General features: G+C 40.4%; 16 protein-coding genes and 4 tRNA genes. 18 read left to right on the top strand and 2 right to left on the bottom strand.

Going from position 1 to position 18,868, the window contains the following annotated elements:
• Positions 1-76: 76 nt before the first annotated feature.
• The 13 genes from aroL (at position 77) to luxS (ending at position 12,539) form a co-directional block, all read left to right on the top strand.
• Positions 77-574 carry a shikimate kinase AroL gene (gene aroL / locus AAZR93_RS17545; protein WP_434720557.1) on the top strand — a complete coding sequence of 166 codons (498 nt, stop codon included), beginning with the start codon at positions 77-79 and terminating at the stop codon, positions 572-574.
• Between the two features lie 126 nt (positions 575-700).
• Positions 701-2,848, top strand: a complete 2,148-nt coding sequence (gene aas / locus AAZR93_RS17540; RefSeq protein WP_434720556.1) for a bifunctional acyl-ACP--phospholipid O-acyltransferase/long-chain-fatty-acid--ACP ligase — start codon at positions 701-703, stop codon at positions 2,846-2,848.
• Position 2,849: 1 nt separating this feature from the next.
• Positions 2,850-4,049, top strand: a complete 1,200-nt coding sequence (lplT, locus tag AAZR93_RS17535; RefSeq protein WP_434720555.1) for a lysophospholipid transporter LplT — start codon at positions 2,850-2,852, stop codon at positions 4,047-4,049.
• Positions 4,050-4,067: 18 nt separating this feature from the next.
• Entirely contained in the window at positions 4,068-4,583 is a 516-nt protein-coding gene (gene pncC, locus AAZR93_RS17530; RefSeq protein WP_336430964.1) for a nicotinamide-nucleotide amidase, read from the top strand.
• 92 nt (positions 4,584-4,675) lie between these two features.
• Positions 4,676-5,743 carry a recombinase RecA gene (recA, locus tag AAZR93_RS17525; RefSeq protein ID WP_294108839.1) on the top strand — a complete coding sequence of 356 codons (1,068 nt, stop codon included), beginning with the start codon at positions 4,676-4,678 and terminating at the stop codon, positions 5,741-5,743.
• Positions 5,744-6,090: 347 nt separating this feature from the next.
• Positions 6,091-8,718: an alanine--tRNA ligase gene (gene alaS, locus AAZR93_RS17520; RefSeq protein WP_294108841.1), complete on the top strand. Its 2,628-nt coding sequence runs from the start codon at positions 6,091-6,093 to the stop codon at positions 8,716-8,718.
• A 228-nt stretch (positions 8,719-8,946) separates the two neighbouring features.
• On the top strand, positions 8,947-9,132 hold the full coding sequence (gene csrA / locus AAZR93_RS17515) for a carbon storage regulator CsrA (RefSeq protein WP_004264815.1): 186 nt from the start codon (positions 8,947-8,949) through the stop codon (positions 9,130-9,132).
• 458 nt (positions 9,133-9,590) lie between these two features.
• A tRNA-Ser gene (locus AAZR93_RS17510) sits at positions 9,591-9,683 on the top strand.
• A gap of 11 nt (positions 9,684-9,694) precedes the next feature.
• Positions 9,695-9,771 (top strand) — tRNA-Arg (locus AAZR93_RS17505).
• A 110-nt stretch (positions 9,772-9,881) separates the two neighbouring features.
• Positions 9,882-9,958: transfer RNA gene (locus AAZR93_RS17500), tRNA-Arg, on the top strand.
• A 92-nt stretch (positions 9,959-10,050) separates the two neighbouring features.
• Positions 10,051-10,127 (top strand) — tRNA-Arg (locus tag AAZR93_RS17495).
• A gap of 183 nt (positions 10,128-10,310) precedes the next feature.
• On the top strand, positions 10,311-11,870 hold the full coding sequence (gene gshA, locus AAZR93_RS17490; RefSeq protein ID WP_294107332.1) for a glutamate--cysteine ligase: 1,560 nt from the start codon (positions 10,311-10,313) through the stop codon (positions 11,868-11,870).
• Positions 11,871-12,023: 153 nt separating this feature from the next.
• Positions 12,024-12,539, top strand: coding sequence for an S-ribosylhomocysteine lyase (gene luxS, locus AAZR93_RS17485; protein ID WP_294107333.1), 516 nt, complete (start codon positions 12,024-12,026; stop codon positions 12,537-12,539).
• 89 nt (positions 12,540-12,628) lie between these two features.
• Here luxS and AAZR93_RS17480 read toward each other — a convergent pair whose 3' ends face one another.
• Positions 12,629-13,915 (bottom strand): CNNM domain-containing protein, encoded by a 1,287-nt coding sequence (locus tag AAZR93_RS17480; protein ID WP_434720554.1) that lies wholly within the window; start codon positions 13,913-13,915, stop codon positions 12,629-12,631.
• Between the two features lie 52 nt (positions 13,916-13,967).
• Positions 13,968-14,759: a cytochrome C assembly family protein gene (locus AAZR93_RS17475; RefSeq protein WP_294107335.1), complete on the bottom strand. Its 792-nt coding sequence runs from the start codon at positions 14,757-14,759 to the stop codon at positions 13,968-13,970.
• 417 nt (positions 14,760-15,176) lie between these two features.
• On the opposite strand from AAZR93_RS17475, the gene ffh reads away from it, so the two are divergent.
• The 5 genes from ffh (at position 15,177) to rplS (ending at position 18,689) form a co-directional block, all read left to right on the top strand.
• Positions 15,177-16,538 (top strand): signal recognition particle protein, encoded by a 1,362-nt coding sequence (gene ffh / locus AAZR93_RS17470; protein WP_294107336.1) that lies wholly within the window; start codon positions 15,177-15,179, stop codon positions 16,536-16,538.
• Positions 16,539-16,674: 136 nt separating this feature from the next.
• Positions 16,675-16,923: a 30S ribosomal protein S16 gene (gene rpsP / locus AAZR93_RS17465; protein WP_294107337.1), complete on the top strand. Its 249-nt coding sequence runs from the start codon at positions 16,675-16,677 to the stop codon at positions 16,921-16,923.
• 18 nt (positions 16,924-16,941) lie between these two features.
• Positions 16,942-17,490, top strand: coding sequence for a ribosome maturation factor RimM (rimM, locus tag AAZR93_RS17460; RefSeq protein ID WP_294107338.1), 549 nt, complete (start codon positions 16,942-16,944; stop codon positions 17,488-17,490).
• Positions 17,491-17,528: 38 nt separating this feature from the next.
• Complete coding sequence (gene trmD, locus AAZR93_RS17455; protein ID WP_294107339.1) at positions 17,529-18,293, top strand: tRNA (guanosine(37)-N1)-methyltransferase TrmD; 765 nt, start codon at positions 17,529-17,531, stop codon at positions 18,291-18,293.
• A 42-nt stretch (positions 18,294-18,335) separates the two neighbouring features.
• Positions 18,336-18,689, top strand: coding sequence for a 50S ribosomal protein L19 (gene rplS / locus AAZR93_RS17450; protein WP_294107341.1), 354 nt, complete (start codon positions 18,336-18,338; stop codon positions 18,687-18,689).
• Positions 18,690-18,868 lie beyond the last annotated feature (179 nt).

Raw genomic sequence — 18,868 nt, 5'->3', positions numbered from 1 at the left:
TTTGCCGTTTTTGACCGCCACTGATTAACAGCTGTGTGGCAGATGTAACGTAACAATCATGATGGGATGAATTTTGATGTTTTACATTATAGGTCCAAGAGGTTCAGGAAAGACAACAATCGGCAAGCGTTTAGCTGAGCATAAAGGGTATCAATTTGTCGATACTGACAAACTTATCTTAGAACATGCAGGTAAAAGTATTGCTGAAATTGTTGCTCAACATGGATGGGCGTATTTTCGACATCTAGAAAGCGAGATATTACAATCAATTAAGCAAGACAAAACGATTGTTTCGACCGGTGGTGGAATTATTCTTTCTGAAGAAAACCAGCGGATTATGCGTGATAACGGCACTGTGATTTATTTGAGTGCAGATCCAGCAATATTGGCGCAGCGGTTAGCCGCAGAACCTCAAGAAGATCAACGCCCTAGCTTGACTGGAAAGTCTTTATTAGAGGAAATAGAAGAAGTGATGCAGCTAAGAGAGCCTATTTACCTAGCTACAGCGCATCATGTTGTTGATGCCACTCAACCTATAGATGTTATTATTCAACAAGTGAAAGATTTAACATAAATGCTTTACCGTTTAATCACACTTTCGGAATAAACTACTTAGTATCATAAGTAATATCGCGACATAATCATGATTGTATAATTATTCACTAATTCATAAAGCATCGTCATAATATAGGGATTCATTATGTTGGCAAAAATTGTCAAAACCATACTTAGATTTTTATTTCGAGTTCAAGTTATTGGCGACGCTAAGGAATTTAATCAAGATAAATGTTTGATTACACCTAATCATGTTTCCCTTCTTGATGGTGTTTTAGTCGCTTTATTTTTGCCTGTAAAACCCGTATTTGCTGTCTATTCTACATTTGCGACACCGCGAATGATTAAGTTATTAAAGCCTTATGCTGATATTGTTCCTCTCGATCCCGCTAACCCTTTAGGTATTAGAACGTTAGTCAAAGAAGTCGATAAAGGGCGTCCAATTGTTATTTTTCCGGAAGGGCGCATCTCTGTTCATGGCTCTTTGATGAAAATCTATGAGGGTGCTGCATTTGTGGCGGCTAAATCCCAAGCTAAAGTTGTCCCAATTCGTATTGAAGGGGCTGAACGTAGTCATTTTGGATATCTAAAGGGGATTATTCCGCTTAAATGGTTCCCTAAAATCACGTTGCATATTTTACCCGCTCAAACAATCCCAATGCCTGATGCACCTAAATCGGTTGAACGCCGTAGCCTTGCAGGGGAACATCTTTATCAAATAATGAAGTCGGCGCGTATGGCTTGTCGACCACAAATGACATTAGTTGAAGCTTTCATCGATAGTGTGCAACGCTTTGGTCGATGCACTCCATGTATTGAAGATATTGCGTTCAAAGAAGATTCTTACCAAGGCCTACTAAAAAAAACCTTGGGTGTGGGGCGCATTATCGAACGCTACACAAAAGAAAATGAGCGTATTGGTCTATTGCTACCGAATGCAACCGTTACTGCTGCTGCTATATTTGGCGCATTAATGCGGGGGCGAGTGCCTGCCATGCTGAATTATACCGCAGGTAGCCATGGAATTAGTAATGCATTAAAAGCCTCTGCGGCAAACGTGGTCTTTACTTCTCGTCAGTTTTTAGAAAAAGGCAACTTGACCTATATTCCTCAGCAAGTGCCGGAAGCAACTTGGATTTATCTTGAAGATTTAAAAGATACCGTCACTTTGCAAGATAAGATTTGGATTGTTAAACATTTATTTTCACCCCGTAAGGCAATAATCCCTCGCAAAGTTGATGATGAAGCTATCGTACTGTTTACCTCTGGCTCAGAAGGTACGCCAAAAGGGGTGGTTCATAGTCATGCAAGCTTGTTAGCGAACGTTGAGCAAATTAAAACCATTGCAGACTTCACTCCGCGCGATCGCTTTATGTCATCACTGCCATTATTTCATGCATTTGGTTTGACGGTGGGTTTGTTTATCCCTCTCTTTTCCGGTAGCCGCGTATTTCTCTATCCAAGCCCTTTGCATTACCGAATTATTCCTGAGTTGGTTTACGATAAAAACTGTACCGTTTTATTTGGTACTTCGACCTTTTTAGGTAATTATGCCCGTTTTGCTCATCAATATGATTTTGCTCGCTTGCGTTATGTCGTTGCTGGTGCTGAAAAATTATCAGATAGCACCAAAAAAATCTGGTTTGAAAAATTTGGTATTCGTATTCTTGAAGGCTACGGCGTGACCGAATGCGCACCTATAGTGTCAATCAATGTGCCAATGGCAACCAAAGAAGGCTCTGTGGGACAGATCTTGCCAGGAATGGAAGCTCGAATCATCCCACTTTCAGGTATAGAAAAAGGTGGAAAGTTGCAACTCAAAGGCCCGAATATCATGAAAGGCTATTTGCGTGTTGAAGCGCCGGGTATTCTAGAAACGCCGAGTGCTGAAAATGCACAGGGTGAGCGAGAGCCAGACTGGTACGATACTGGTGATATTGTTGAATTAGATAAAAGAAATTACTGCACCATTAAAGGTCGAGTAAAACGTTTTGCAAAACTTGCAGGCGAAATGGTTTCTTTGGAAAGTATCGAACAAATGATCTTTAGCATGTCACCGAATGCACAGCACGGAGTTGTTACTAAACCAGATAGTAGTAAAGGCGAAGCACTCGTTTTATTTACTACCGATAAGCAATTAGACCGTAGTGCATTATCTACGGCGGCTAAAAGTAAAGGGTTAACTGAACTTGCCGTTCCTCGTGATATCCGTTGGGTAAAAGAACTTCCTGTATTAGGTAGCGGAAAAACTGATTTTGTTACGCTAAAACAAATGGCTTTGAAGGATGAATAAAATGGAAGATTTAGCGCAAAAGGCTCCGTTATTAAGTCGAGGGATGAAGGCTGTACTAGCTTCACAATTTCTTTCTGCTTTTGCGGATAACGCATTGTTATTTGCAATTTTGGCGCAGCTCAAGGCTGAGTTTTATCCAGAATGGAGTCATCCAATACTGCAAATGGTTTTTGTTTTTACCTATATCGTATTAGCACCTTTTGTCGGCCAAATCGCAGATCGGTTTTCAAAAGGCCGAGTCATGTTGTTTTCTAATATCTTTAAATTTATTGGTGCGCTTGGTATCTGTGTCGGAGTCAATCCATTCTTATGTTATGGATTAGTGGGAATAGGTGCTGCATCTTATTCACCTGCTAAATACGGGATATTAGGTGAATTAACTGGGGGGGATAACCTGGTTAAGGCCAATGGCATGATGGAAGCTTCAACTATTGCGGCAATCCTTGTTGGTTCAGTCGTAGGTGGAATGTTATCTGATATCAATCTCATGCTTGCACTTGGCACCTGCGCTGCATTATATGCGCTCGCCGTTGTGGTCAACTTTTTCATTCCGCATCTTGCTGCCGCAAGACCGGCTAAGGGTTGGAATTTCAAACAACTTTTAATCGATTTTTTATCTGCTTGTCGTATATTGTGGGCGAATCAAGAAAGTCGTTTCTCTTTGGTAGGTACAAGCTTGTTTTGGGGGGCTGGTGTCACGTTACGTTTTTTATTAGTGGCATGGGTACCTATTGCTCTTGGGTTACAAGATAACACAACGCCAACAGTCCTTAATGCGATGGTTGCTGTGGGAATTGTTGCTGGGGCAGGGCTTGCCGCTAAATTTATCACACTTAAAACAGTTTATCGTTGTATTCCTGCTGGTATTGTTATTGGTGTGATGGTTATCTTACTTTCGTTACAAACTAGCCTATTACCTTCCTATTTTATTCTCATTGTTCTTGGGATATTTGGCGGTTTATTTGTCGTTCCTCTTAATGCGTTATTGCAAGAGAAAGGAAAAGAAACTGTCGGTGCAGGTAATGCCATCGCTGTTCAAAATTTAGGTGAAAATAGTGCAATGCTAATTATGTTAGGATTGTATTCACTGGCAATAAAAGTAGGATTGTCGGTAGTTCATGTGGGAATTGGCTTTGGTGCGGTATTTACTATCGCTATTGCAGGATTATGGATTTGGGATCGCGCTCGTAAAAAAGTTTAAATAAAGGTGTACAACAAAATGGTCGATGAGAAGCAACTCGAAATATTAAGTATTCAGATTGGCAAATTACTCTTGCAACAAGGTAAAACAGTCACCACTGCGGAGTCTTGTACTGGAGGATGGATAGCTAAAGTACTTACGGATATTGCAGGTAGCTCAGCCTATTTTCATCGTGGTTTTGTAACATACAGTAATGATGCAAAGCACCAAATGATTGGTGTACAAAATGAATTATTTCAGCAATTTGGTGCGGTAAGTGCACAAGTTGTATCTGAAATGGCAACAGGCGCACTAAAAGAAGCCGCGGCTGATTATGCTGTATCTGTGAGTGGTATTGCAGGTCCTGATGGCGGTAGTATAGAAAAACCAGTTGGGACCGTTTGGTTTGGTTTTGCTCAAAAACAAGCTGATGGAAGCAGTGATGTGATAACAAAACAGTGCTTGTTTCAAGGTGATAGAAATCAAGTTCGTTTAGAATCAACGTGTTATGCACTTGAGTTTCTTTTACAGATCATAAGTAAAAAATCTTCTTGATACTGTATGATTATACAGTATACTTGGTTCCAACAAATTAAATCCAATCGTTTTATCGCAGTGGTTAATATCATTGCACTTAGGGAGTGAACATGGCTATTGATGAAAACAAACAAAAAGCACTTGCTGCGGCACTTGGTCAAATTGAAAAGCAATTTGGTAAAGGTTCTATTATGCGCCTTGGTGAAGACCGCACAATGGATGTTGAAACTATCTCAACAGGCTCTTTATCACTCGACGTTGCACTAGGTGCTGGTGGTTTACCATTAGGGCGTATTGTTGAAATCTATGGCCCTGAATCTTCAGGTAAAACAACGCTGACATTACAAGTTATTGCATCAGCTCAACGTAGTGGTAAAACATGTGCGTTTATCGATGCTGAGCATGCTCTTGACCCTATCTATGCTAAAAAGCTAGGCGTTGATATCGACAACTTGCTTTGTTCTCAACCGGACACTGGTGAGCAAGCATTAGAGATTTGTGATGCACTGACACGCTCTGGCGCTGTAGATGTTATCATTGTTGACTCCGTTGCCGCTTTAACACCAAAAGCAGAAATTGAAGGTGAAATTGGCGATTCACATATGGGCCTTGCTGCTCGAATGATGAGCCAAGCGATGCGTAAGCTTGCGGGTAACCTGAAAACATCAAATACACTTTTAATCTTTATCAACCAAATTCGTATGAAAATTGGTGTGATGTTCGGTAACCCAGAAACTACAACGGGCGGTAATGCACTGAAGTTCTATGCATCTGTACGTTTAGATATTCGCCGCATTGGCGCTGTAAAAAATGGTGACGAAATCGTTGGTAGCGAAACGCGTGTCAAAGTGGTGAAAAATAAAATTGCTGCGCCATTTAAACAAGCAGAATTCCAAATCCTTTACGGTGAAGGTATTAATACCGTTGGTGAGCTGATTGACCTTGGTGTTAAACATAAGTTGATTGAAAAAGCAGGGGCTTGGTATAGCTACAAAGGCGAAAAAATTGGCCAAGGTAAAGCTAACTCAACAGTTTATTTGAAAGAACGCCCAGAAATCGCAAATGAAATCGATACGAAACTGCGTGAAATGTTATTAAACCACACTGGTGAATTTAATAGTGCAGCAACTGACTTCATCAGTGATTCTGATGAAGAGGAAACGACAGAGGAAATTTAATTCTAGTTTAGTTTTCTAATAAATCAGTCGGTTATAGACGCCACTCTAAAATGAGTGGCGTTTTTTTGTTTTTATCTATCATAATATTTATTTTCACTTATCATAATAATAGTTTATCGGGTTGTTTTTCTGTGGAAAAATACCGTGACCAGAGGTATAAACATACTTTCAGAAAATATCTAGACGCTTTACAATAAAAGCCGCAAATGGATGTATCTAAATTTTACTTCTAAATAAAGAGACTTTATTTTATTAGTCACTTTTTAATCGGAGAGTTGATTAGAGGTGATGTTACATTCCATCTCAACAATTCGTAATTCAGTTTTCAGCTTGTTATCGGGATAAATATGAGTAAAAGCACCGCTGAGATCCGTCAAGCGTTTCTCGACTTTTTTCATACGAAAGGTCATCAAGTGGTCGCCAGCAGTTCGCTAGTGCCAAATAATGACCCTACTTTATTGTTCACTAACGCAGGGATGAACCAGTTCAAAGATGTATTTCTTGGCCTGGATAAAAGAGCATATTCCCGAGCGACAACCGCACAACGTTGCGTGCGAGCAGGTGGTAAACACAACGACCTAGAAAACGTAGGTTATACAGCACGTCACCATACCTTCTTTGAAATGTTAGGTAACTTCAGTTTCGGCGACTATTTCAAGCATGAAGCGATACAATTTGCTTGGGAATTATTAACCAGTGAAGATTGGTTTAATCTACCGAAAGAAAGACTGTGGGTTACTGTATACGCGACAGATGATGAAGCTTATGACATCTGGAATAAAGAAATTGGCATTCCAGTTGAACGCATAATTCGTATTGGCGATAACAAAGGTGCTCCATACGCGTCTGATAACTTTTGGCAGATGGGCGATACGGGGCCATGTGGTCCTTGCACTGAAATTTTCTACGATCATGGTGATCACATTTGGGGTGGACCGCCTAATAGCCCTGAAGAAGACGGTGATCGCTATATTGAGATCTGGAATCTTGTTTTCATGCAATTTAACCGTCAATCAGACGGTACGATGGAACCGCTACCTAAACCATCAGTTGATACAGGAATGGGCTTAGAGCGCATTTCAGCAGTACTACAGCATGTAAATTCTAACTATGATATTGATATTTTCCGCGAATTAATTTCAGCCGCTGCAAATGCGACAGGTGCAAGTGATCTTTCTAATAAATCATTGCGCGTGATTGCTGACCATATTCGTTCGTGTGCATTCTTAGTTAGCGATGGTGTCATTCCGTCGAATGAAGGGCGTGGTTATGTACTTCGTCGTATTATTCGCCGTGCGGTACGTCATGGTTATATGCTAGGTGCGAAAGAGACATTTTTCTACAAATTAGTCGCGCCGTTAGTTAAAGTCATGGGCTCAGCTGCGGATGAACTTCAACGTCAACAAGCGATGGTAGAAAAAGTTCTTAAAACAGAAGAAGAGCAATTTGCACGCACGTTAGAGCGTGGTTTGCAATTACTTGATGACGAATTAGCTTCTTTAAAAGGCGACACCCTAGAAGGTGAAGCGGCATTCCGTCTATATGATACTTACGGCTTTCCTATTGATTTAACGGCAGATGTTTGTCGTGAGCGTAATATCAAAGTAGATGAAGAAGGTTTTGAGCGTGCAATGGAAGATCAGCGCCGTCGCGCAAGAGAATCTAGCGGTTTTGGCGCGGATTATAACTCATTGATTAAAGTTGAAAAAAGAAGTGAGTTTTCAGGTTATCAAGAGGATAAGCAACAAGCGACAATCACTGCACTTTATAAAGATGGTCAGCCTGTTGATTCTTTAAATGTAGGTGAAGAAGGCATTGTAATCCTTGATAAAACTGCATTTTATGCAGAGTCAGGTGGTCAGGTTGGTGATACTGGTATCTTGAAAAATGATAGTGGAAACTTTGTTGTTACAGATACTCAGAAATATGGTCAGGCAATCGGTCATATTGGTAAGGTGACAACGGGTTCGTTGGTTATCAATCACCGTATAAATGCTGAAATTGATAGTGAAAGACGTAATGCTATTCGCTTAAATCACTCAGCAACACACTTATTACATGCTGCACTGCGCCAAGTTTTAGGTGAACATGTTTCACAAAAAGGCTCATTAGTTAACGATAAATACCTGCGCTTCGATTTTTCGCATTTTGAAGCCATGACGCAGGACCAATTACGTCAAGTAGAAGATATTGTTAATGCTCAAATCCGTCATAATTCAGTAATTGAAACAGAATTGATGGATTTAGAGGGGGCAAAAGCAAAAGGTGCTATGGCATTATTTGGTGAGAAATATGATGAGCGTGTGCGAGTATTGAGCATGGGCGATTTTTCTATCGAATTATGTGGTGGTACACATGCTAGCCGCACGGGTGATATTGGTTTATTCCGTATCTTGAGTGAATCAGGTACCGCAGCAGGCGTTCGTCGTATAGAGGCCACAACAGGCTCAACGGCGATTGAAAGTGTTCACAGTCAATCTGAGCAACTTGCCGCAATTGCTCATTTATTGAAAGGTGACATGAATAGCTTGGTTGAAAAAGTTAAGTCTGCATTAGATAAATCTCGTCAACTCGAAAAAGAAATTTTACAACTTAAAGACCAGCAAGCTTCCCAAGAAAGTGCTTCATTAAGTAGCAAAGCAAAAGATATTAAGGGTGCTAAGTTACTCGTTAGCCAATTAAGTGACACTGAACCTAAACTATTAAGAACCATGGTTGATGACCTGAAAAATCAGTTGAAGTCAGCGATTATCGTGCTTTCAACAACGAGTGGTGATAAAGTCAGTGTGATTGTTGGTGTAACTAATGATTTGACTGCTAAAGTTAAAGCAGGTGATTTGATATCTTATGTTGCACAGCAAGTTGGTGGTAAAGGTGGTGGACGCCCAGATATGGCTCAAGCTGGAGGTAATGACGTTAATGCGTTACCGGCGGCTATGGCGAGTGTCGAAGAATGGGTTGCTTCACGACTATAACAGCTTGTCTAAATTGCCTCATCATTTTATGAGGCAATTTTAATCTGTTGCAGCATTGTTAAAGTGTTGCGGGTAGTGCTATATTTTGCTTGTAAATAATTAGAATGCTTGCCTTGATGGCATCAATGCTTTAGGTGAATGTCATTGCTTTACGTTTTCACGGTGTGTGATGGACAATAGCGGGGATACCTAGAGACCCGACTCTTTTAATATTTCAAGGAGCAAAGAATGCTTATTCTGACTCGTCGAGTTGGTGAAACACTCATGATAGGCGATGAGGTAACAGTTACTGTATTGGGCGTCAAAGGCAACCAAGTTCGTATTGGTGTTAATGCCCCAAAAGAGGTTTCTGTTCACCGTGAAGAAATTTATCAACGGATCCAGGCCGAAAAGACTCAACCAGATAATCAATAATAATGAATAAGCGTCCAGTTATTGACCACACAGCATGAATGGGCGCTTGTCTTACTCCTTAAATTCAATTCAACAAACTTAATTTCTAAGTCTTTATTAGTGAAATTTAATGCCTTTGAGTCGTTAGCAAATAAATTTGCGGGCTGCTATCAATTCTATTTCTTTCTTTTTTATTTTTCTTTAGCTTAAGATTTGGCCGATTTTAGATGGTTAATCAAAATAATGCGATTAATTACTCATTTTGGGTGCGCTGTTTTTATTCATAAAGTTATACAGATAACAGCGGATAAATATGTATTTCGGTGTTAAACTAAGCATCTTGCTTGTGAAATGTGCAAACAGACACTGGAATGCAAAAAGTTTAGAGAAATTGTTTGACTTCTAAGTGTAGGAAAGTAATATGTGCGCCACACAGAGACGAGATGTTTGAAAAAACAAATCGTGTGTAACTAAAATATGGTGAGGTGGCCGAGAGGCTGAAGGCGCTCCCCTGCTAAGGGAGTATGCGGTCAAAAGCTGCATCGAGGGTTCGAATCCCTCCCTCACCGCCATTTTAGATTGTGCATCCGTAGCTCAGCTGGATAGAGTACTCGGCTACGAACCGAGCGGTCGGAGGTTCGAATCCTCCCGGTTGCACCATATTCAACCCTATGAGTAAATCTGATGGGGTTTTATTTTGGTTTTAAAATGCCAAAATAGAGTAAAAATTAAAAGTAAGTTTTGATAAAGAAATAAGTTTTAAACGACATGCATCCATAGCTCAGCTGGATAGAGTACTCGGCTACGAACCGAGCGGTCGGAGGTTCGAATCCTCCTGGATGCACCATTTCTTGGCTAGAAAATCTAGTATATCAATATAATATTTACCCTTAATTTGTTATTCCTGAGAGTCGATTGATTATCGACATAAAAAATTATGCATCCGTAGCTCAGCTGGATAGAGTACTCGGCTACGAACCGAGCGGTCGGAGGTTCGAATCCTCCCGGTTGCACCATCATTAAAAAACTCCTCATATTGAGGAGTTTTTTTTATCTAAAATTTTGCATATCACATTCACTTACCTATCTATTACACCATTCATCGATAAACCACACATCTAGACAGCGACAATTTATGTGATTTAAGCTAAAGTAATTGCCTTAATAACATAAAACTAAATCACAGGCGGGAGGTCGATTTGATCCCGGACGTATCTAAAGCGCTCTCATGGTTAGAGGCGCACCCAAAAGCACTCAATGGCATTCAACGCGGTATTGAGCGTGAAACCTTGCGTGTTACTCCAACAGGTTCTATTGCAGAGACATTGCATCCTGAAGCGCTGGGAAAGGCGCTAACACATAAATGGATCACGACAGATTTTGCAGAGTCGTTACTTGAGTTTATTACACCTGTAGATAAAAGCATCAGCCATAACTTAGCATTTTTGAGAGATTTGCATCGTTATACTGCTCGTCATCTTAAAGATGAAAGAATGTGGCCTTTGAGTATGCCGTGCTTTATTGAAAGCGAAGGAAAAATTACGCTTGCTCAATATGGTTCTTCCAATGTCGGACGTTTTAAAACACTTTATCGTGAAGGGTTAAAAAATCGTTACGGTGCATTGATGCAGACAATTGCAGGGGTGCATTATAATTTCTCTTTACCTATTGAGTTTTGGCAAGCTTGGGCAGGGGTAGAAGACGAAGAAAGCGGTAAAGATAAGATTTCTGATGGCTATTTGCGCCTTATTAGAAACTACTATCGCTTTGGGTGGGTTATTCCATACTTATTCGGCGCATCACCCGCTATTTGTGGCTCTTTCCTTAAAGATAGAGACACCATGCTAACTTTCAATAAAACCGAATGTGGTACGTATTACTTGCCATATGCGACATCATTGCGAATGAGCGATCTTGGTTATACCAATAAATCTCAAAGTGATTTAAACATCACGTTTAATCATTTAGAGGAATATGTCGAAAGTCTTAAAAAAGCGATTCACAAGCCATCTGAAGAATTTAAACAACTTGGTGTGAAGAAAGAGGGTAAGTACATTCAGTTAAATACGAATGTGCTACAAATTGAAAATGAGTTATACGCACCAATTCGTCCTAAGCGTGTGCCAAAAGGCAGCGAATCGCCTTCGGATGCGCTAATCCGCGGTGGTATTGAATATATTGAAGTGCGTTCTCTCGATATCAACCCATTTAGTGCAATTGGTGTAAATGAAACACAAGCTCGATTTGTTGATCTATTCTTAATATGGTGCGTACTTGCTGATGCACCTGAGATGAATGCTCAGGAGTTAGATTGTAGTCGTCAAAATTGGAATCGAGTGATCCTTGAAGGTCGAAAACCGGGACAAGTAATTGGTTTAGGCTGTGGTAGTGAAGTTAAGCCTCTCGTTGAAGTCGGACAGCAACTTTTTAAAGATCTTATTCGTGTTGCTGAAGTTTTGGATACTTGCTGTGATGAAAAATATCAGGAAGTTTGTCATCAGTTCGTGGCGATGTTTGAAGATCCAACTTTGACATATTCGGCATTAGTGATGGATGAAATGTTGGATAAAGGGATCGGTGGTTATGGTTTAGAACTAGCTGAGAAATATTTTGAGCAGTTAATTAATGAACCTTACGAAGTGATCACAGAAGCGCAATTTGAACAAGCTCGATTGGCTTCAATTGAAAAGCAAGCGTTGATGGAACAAAACGAAACGGAAAGTTTTGAAGACTACCTGCATACGCACGCAGGACGTTAAAAGAAAATGGCCACATTAAGTGGCCAAATAAAAAATCTTAGAGAATCAGGGATGATAATAAAAATGTGCGTCTTTCAGTAATTCAGACTGCGTATTTTTTAAATAGTTTCATTTATTCTATAAATATTTTTTTATCTTCTAGGAGGTCACGAAATGCCGTTATTAGACAGTTTTACTGTAGATCATACGCGTATGGCTGCACCTGCTGTTCGCGTGGCAAAAACCATGCAAACGCCGAGCGGTGATACGATCACCGTATTCGATTTGCGTTTTACCGTTCCAAATCAAGAAGCAATGACTGAAAAAGGGACTCATACTCTAGAGCATTTGTTTGCAGGTTTCATGCGTGACCATCTAAATGGTAATGGTGTTGAAATTATTGATATCTCGCCAATGGGATGTCGTACAGGCTTTTATATGAGTTTAATCGGTCAGCCTGACGAGCAACGTGTTGCAGATGCTTGGAAAGCCGCTATGCAGGATGTTTTGAACGTCAAAGATCAAAATAAAATTCCTGAATTAAATATTTATCAGTGTGGAACTTGCCAGATGCACTCATTGGAAGAAGCACAGCAAATCGCCCGTAATGTGATTAATACAAAAATTGGTATTAATAAAAACGACGACTTAGCACTTCCAGAAGATAAGTTAGCGCAATTACATGTTTAATTATTGGATACAATAATTGATTCAAAAAGATAGAGCCTTAAATCATTTAAGGCTCTATTTGTATGAAATAGCGTAACAAATCAAACAAGTTAAAATTCAGGAGGTTGAGCATTGAATGCTAATGGACTGATCCTTACCTGTTTGACGATATTATCACTTACTAGCAAGACCTCGATAACATAGCGGCCAATCAAAATTTGCTCATTTGGTTGAGGAATATCGCCAATAGCCTCTAACACCATCCCGTTAATGGTCCTAGGACCCTCTATAGGGAGATTCCAATCAAAAGCCTTATTCAGCTCGCGAATATTAGCCGAGCCATCCACAAGTACGCTACCGTCGCTTTGAGGCATAACTTCTTCTGCTAAAGACGGAGACATTGAAGTTGTAAAGTCACCCACTATTTCTTCCAGAATATCTTCAACGGTAATTAGGCCTTGGATCTCACCATACTCATCAACAATAATCCCAAGTTTTTCTTTGTTATGTTGAAAGTTAACAAGCTGAAGATTTAAGGGAGTGCTGTTGGGAATAAAATAAATATTATCAGCGGCTTTGATTAAATTTTGCTTATTAAATTCTTGTTTTTCTACCATTAATCGATAGGCTTCACGTACCCGGAGAATACCGATAGCATCATCAAGAGAATCACGATAAAGCACAATACGGCCATGAGGCGAGTGGGTAAGCTGCCTGACAATTGATTTCCAATCATCATTGACGTCAATCCCAACAATTTCATTCCTTGGTAGCATGATGTCACCGACAGTGACCTTGTCTAAATCTAGGATAGAAATCAACATGTCCTGATTTCGACGGCTTAATTTATTTTTTGATTCATTAACAATTGTTCGCAGTTCTTCTTTATTAACTGCATCACTGCGAATCACCAATGATTTTATGCCACAACAACGCATAAAGATGGCCGTAATTGCATTGAACATCCATACAATTGGCGTCATGATTTTTTGAAGTGGTTTTAATATATAACTGCTTGGAAAGGCTATCTTTTCAGGATAGAGCGCCGCGATGGTTTTAGGCATGACTTCAGCAAAAACTAAAATAACAAAGGTGAGAATACCCGTTGCTATAGCAACACCAGCATTACCATAGAGGCGTATACCGATGATTGTTGCAAGCGCAGATGCGACAATATTAATGAGGTTATTACCGATAAGCACAAGGCTTAATAGCTTATCGGGGTGCTGTAATAGTTTTTCGACGCGTATTGCAGAGCGATTGCCTTGCTTAGCTAAGTGCTTTAAACGATAGCGGTTTAGCGTCATCATGCTAGTTTCTGATGCAGAGAAGTAGGCTGATGAAAAAATTAAAACTATCAGTATGATGATTAGCGTACTTGTAGACACATCATCCAAAACAAGATTCCTTATTGCGATTTATCGGCATAATTGAGTATTAAGCCAAAAACTAAGCGATCATAAATTGTTGTAACAGACGGTTACCGAAAAAAGCCATGGTTAAAATAATTGAGCCGGCAACATGGAAAAATAAAACTCGTTTCCCTCGCCATCCACCATGGAAATGTCCCCAAAGCAGGGTGATATAAACAAACCATGCAATAACTGATAACACAGATTTATGAATATTTTCTTTATCGAAAATATTATCCATATAAACAAATCCAGTACACAGTGTCAGGGTCAACAAAATTACCCCGACTTGGGTGATATGAAACATTTTTCTTTCAACAACCATCATTGGTGGCATATCAGAACTAAACTTAAGTGTCTTATTTTTAAGCTGATGGTCAATAATTGCCACTTGAAATGCGTATAAAGCCGCAATGAGTAAGGTCGCATAACTTAATAATGCTAAACCGATATGAATAAATAATGGTGTGCTGGCTTCTAAGTGTGTAATAAATTCGCCAGGCATGATGGTTGAAAGCATCAGGTTGATAATCGCAAAACTATAAACGACAGGTGTTAAATACCAAGCTCGTCCCCAGTAGGAGACAACAGTCATAATCACACACATCAGTAAACTAACCGCAGAACCCAAATTGAGTAATGTGAGGTTTTGTCCTTCAGACTCACTAAAGATGAGTAGTTTTAGAGTAATAGCATGAGTTATCAGCGCGATAATGGCTAATAAAAGAGCTAGTCGGCGATATAGAGGCTGCTTACGAACCTGACTAGGAACAATCAGCAGTAGGCTGATCATGTATGTACAAACTGCTATGACTGCAAATACGGGCATAGTATAGTGTCGTTATTCATTTTTAGTGGAAAGTTATTTACAGTATAACTCGTGCAAGGGTAGGCTCCAACCATTGGTCGCTTGAACGACGTATAATTAGTTGTAGATAGCATTTCATGATACTGCTTAATTGATCATCAATGATAAAAGTAAATCCATAATAACCTGTAAAATCAGATCAAAACACAGAGCAGCGGAAAAACATCGGATATGATACACTAGCCAAATTATTTTTAGGGTTAGTTTTTGCTGTAATCGATTTACATATTGGATTAATGATAAGCAAATCGTTATTTTTTAATTATGACATCAAATACCTTGTAATGTAGAACCCGTATTTAATGACTTGTAATTAATCGTATTAGCAACCATATCAGGTTGTAACTTAGGCCCATAAACAGAATTGAGCTAATACATATGTTTGATAATTTAACTGACAGACTATCGCGCACTTTGCGCAATATCAGCGGGCGCGGACGTCTGACTGATGAAAACATTAAAGATACATTGCGCGAAGTGCGTATGGCTTTACTTGAAGCCGACGTCGCTTTACCAGTTGTTCGTGATTTTATTCAGAAAGTTAAAGATAGCGCAGTAGGGCAAGACGTCAATAAAAGTCTTACTCCTGGTCAAGAGTTCATTAAAATCGTTCAAAATGAACTTACGCGCGCGATGGGAGAAGAAAACCATCAGTTAAATTTATCTGCCCAACCGCCAGCTGTTGTTTTGATGGCAGGTTTACAAGGTGCGGGTAAAACAACTAGCGTTGCAAAACTGGGTAAGCACTTAAAAGAAAAACAAAAGAAAAAAGTTTTAGTGGTTTCTGCTGACGTTTATCGCCCTGCGGCGATTAAGCAGTTGGAAACATTAGCTGAATCAGTTGGTGTTGATTTTTTCCCTTCTGATACTCAAGAAAAACCCGTTACTATCGTACAAAAAGCATTAAAACACGCACAACTTCAGTTTTATGATGTGCTATTAGTGGATACTGCGGGTCGCTTGCACGTTGATGAAGCGATGATGGATGAAATTAAAGAAGTTCATCGTGTTATCAACCCAGTAGAAACATTGTTTGTCGTAGACGCGATGACTGGTCAAGATGCTGCCAATACTGCAAAGGCGTTTAATGAAGCACTACCACTGACCGGTGTTGTTTTAACTAAAGTCGATGGTGATGCTCGTGGTGGTGCGGCGTTATCTATTCGTGCTATTACTGGTAAGCCAATTAAGTTCTTAGGGGTTGGTGAAAAGACAGAAGCACTTGAGCCATTCTTCCCTGAGCGCGTTGCTTCCCGTATCCTAGGTATGGGCGATGTTTTATCTCTTATTGAAGAGATTGAGCACAAAGTTGACCGCGATGAAGCAGAAAAACTCGCTAAAAAGCTTAAAACAGGTGATGGCTTTGATTTAAACGACTTTTTAAGTCAGTTAAAACAAATGCGTAATATGGGTGGTATGGCAAGCATGATGAGCAAAATGCCAGGCATGTCCCAACTACCCGATAACGTTAAATCCCAAATGGATGATAAAATTACTGTTCGTATGGAAGCGATGATCAACTCAATGACGCGTAAAGAGCGTGCAAAACCTGAAATTATCAAAGGTTCACGCAAGCGTCGTATTGCAGCTGGTTCTGGTACAACAGTACAAGAGGTTAATCGCCTCTTAAAACAATTTGATGATATGCAGCGCATGATGAAAAAGATGAAAAAAGGCGGCTTAGCCAAGATGATGCGCGGTATGAAGGGTATGATGCCTCCGGGATTTCCGGGGCGTTAAGTAATAAAGCCTCAAACAATATGCACTTTTGGTTGATTTTTGCGTCAAAGTGAGTAAACTTTTCGGGCTTTTTATATAACAACCGGACTCTATCCCTCGATGGAGTCTGGTTGTTTTATTAACTAATGAGGATGTTATGGTAACAATTCGTTTATCTCGTGGCGGCGCTAAAAAACGTCCGTTCTATCAAATCGTTGTAACTGATAGCCGCAATGCGCGTGACGGTCGTTTTATCGAGCGTATCGGTTTCTTTAACCCGATCGCATCAGGTCAAGCAGAAGAACTACGTTTAGATCTTGACCGTATTGAGCACTGGGTTGGTTTAGGTGCAACTATTTCTGACCGTGTTTCACAACTGGTCAAACAAGCTAAACAAGCAGCTTAATCTGTCACGGTGGTAACAATGAGCAAGCAAACTAAACTACTGCCTCCTACGAACCCAATTATTTTGGGAAAACTAGGGGCCGCATATGGTATTCGTGGTTGGCTCAAAGTTTTTTCTTCCACCGAACATGCTGAAAGTATTTTTGAGTATCAACCTTGGTTTATCCAACGTTCAGGTCAATGGCAACATCTTGAGATTGAAGATTGGAAACATCACAACAAGGATGTCATTGTCAAGCTAAGTGGGTTTAATGACCGCGACGAAGCAACCCTTTTGACTAATTTTGAAATTGTCGTTGATTCATCTCAACTTCCTAAATTAGACAATAACGAGTACTACTGGAAAGACCTTATGGGCTGTCATGTAGTTACGTTAGAAGGGTATGACCTTGGTATCATTGTCGATATGATGGAAACTGGTTCAAATGATGTACTGGTTATCAAGGCGAATTTAAAAGATGCATTCGGTATCAAGGAACGGTTAGTTCCGTACCTTGATGGGCAGGTTATCAAGAATGTCGATCTCAATGCTAAACTTCTTGAAGTGGATTGGGATCCTGGTTTTTAAATCTCCGGTTGAACGGTGTTAATGAGTGGGACTAAGTCATGTGGATTGGTGTAATTAGCCTGTTTCCCGAAATGTTCCGCGCAATAACCGAGTACGGGGTAACTGGTCGGGCAGTTAAGAATGGCCTGCTGACTGTGTCGTGTTGGAATCCGCGAGATTTTACACACGATAACCATAAAACAGTCGATGATCGCCCCTATGGTGGTGGTCCAGGCATGCTGATGATGGTGCAACCGTTAAAGGATGCAATCCAGACAGCACGAACTGAGGCCGGTGCAGGTGCAAAGGTTATTTATCTTTCTCCTCAAGGGCGCAAACTTAGTCAAGACGGAGTTTGTGAGTTGGCAACAAGCGAGAAGTTAATTCTAGTTTGTGGCCGTTATGAAGGTATTGATGAGCGGATCATTCAAACCGAAGTTGATGAAGAATGGTCAATCGGTGATTACGTTCTCAGTGGTGGGGAACTCCCTGCTATGGTGTTGATAGACTCAGTCTCTCGGTTTATACCTGGAGTACTTGGGCATCAAGCCTCTGCTAAAGAAGATTCTTTTGCTGATGGCTTGTTGGATTGTCCTCACTATACTCGCCCTGAAGTGTTAGACGATATGCAGGTTCCGGAAGTACTACTTTCAGGGAACCATGCACGAATAAATAGCTGGCGCATGAAACAATCGCTTGGCCGAACCTGGCTTAGAAGACCTGATCTTCTGAAAAGCCTAGCTCTGACTGACGAGCAGAGGATGTTGCTGACTGAATTTCAAAATGAATATCAGTCTGAGCAACAAATGAATCTAGACAATTAAGTTGTCTAAACATATCAGTTTACCTAGGGTAAGAGAATTATTATGAGCAACATTATTAAACAAATTGAACAAGAGCAGATGAAGCAAGACTTACCTTCATTCCGTCCGGGTGATACCGTGGAAGTTAAGGTATGGGTCGTTGAAGGCTCTAAAAAACGTCTGCAGGCATTTGAGGGCGTGGTTATTGCTATTCGTAATCGCGGTCTGCACTCTGCATTCACTGTTCGTAAAATTTCTAACGGCGAAGGTGTTGAGCGTGTATTCCAAACTCACTCACCAGTCGTAGATAGCATCGCTGTTAAACGCCGTGGTGCTGTTCGCAGAGCTAAACTGTACTACCTGCGTGAGCGTTCTGGTAAGGCTGCTCGTATTAAAGAGCGTCTGAACGCCAAATAATACGCTTTCGCTACATCCGAAAGTTATAAGATAAGGCCCGCATCGTATGCGGGCCTTTTTATATTCGTCATATATTCGTCATATTTCGCGCCGTGGCGGTGTTGGCTTCATTCAGCCACGCAAGTCACATACTTGTGTATGTTCCCTGCGCTGTCTTCACTTTGCCGCCTAGCCACAAC

Origin of the sequence: Providencia sp. Je.9.19, assembly GCF_051129765.1 — a bacterium.
Lineage (GTDB): Bacteria > Pseudomonadota > Gammaproteobacteria > Enterobacterales > Enterobacteriaceae > Providencia.
The sequence above is the reverse complement of the archived record's forward strand: the minus strand, read 5'-3'. Positions and strand labels throughout refer to the sequence as shown.

Bases quoted from the DNA above. Each gene is read 5' to 3' on its own strand.
- ffh (WP_294107336.1), top strand. From the start codon at position 15,177: ATGTTTGATAATTTAACTGACAGACTATCGCGCACTTTGCGCAATATC.
- recA (WP_294108839.1), top strand. From the start codon at position 4,676: ATGGCTATTGATGAAAACAAACAAAAAGCACTTGCTGCGGCACTTGGT.
- aas (WP_434720556.1), top strand. From the start codon at position 701: ATGTTGGCAAAAATTGTCAAAACCATACTTAGATTTTTATTTCGAGTT.
- aroL (WP_434720557.1), top strand. From the start codon at position 77: ATGTTTTACATTATAGGTCCAAGAGGTTCAGGAAAGACAACAATCGGC.
- trmD (WP_294107339.1), top strand. From the start codon at position 17,529: ATGTGGATTGGTGTAATTAGCCTGTTTCCCGAAATGTTCCGCGCAATA.
- rimM (WP_294107338.1), top strand. From the start codon at position 16,942: ATGAGCAAGCAAACTAAACTACTGCCTCCTACGAACCCAATTATTTTG.
- rpsP (WP_294107337.1), top strand. From the start codon at position 16,675: ATGGTAACAATTCGTTTATCTCGTGGCGGCGCTAAAAAACGTCCGTTC.
- rplS (WP_294107341.1), top strand. From the start codon at position 18,336: ATGAGCAACATTATTAAACAAATTGAACAAGAGCAGATGAAGCAAGAC.
- pncC (WP_336430964.1), top strand. From the start codon at position 4,068: ATGGTCGATGAGAAGCAACTCGAAATATTAAGTATTCAGATTGGCAAA.
- alaS (WP_294108841.1), top strand. From the start codon at position 6,091: ATGAGTAAAAGCACCGCTGAGATCCGTCAAGCGTTTCTCGACTTTTTT.
- luxS (WP_294107333.1), top strand. From the start codon at position 12,024: ATGCCGTTATTAGACAGTTTTACTGTAGATCATACGCGTATGGCTGCA.
- AAZR93_RS17475 (WP_294107335.1), bottom strand. From the start codon at position 14,759: ATGCCCGTATTTGCAGTCATAGCAGTTTGTACATACATGATCAGCCTA.
- lplT (WP_434720555.1), top strand. From the start codon at position 2,850: ATGGAAGATTTAGCGCAAAAGGCTCCGTTATTAAGTCGAGGGATGAAG.
- csrA (WP_004264815.1), top strand. From the start codon at position 8,947: ATGCTTATTCTGACTCGTCGAGTTGGTGAAACACTCATGATAGGCGAT.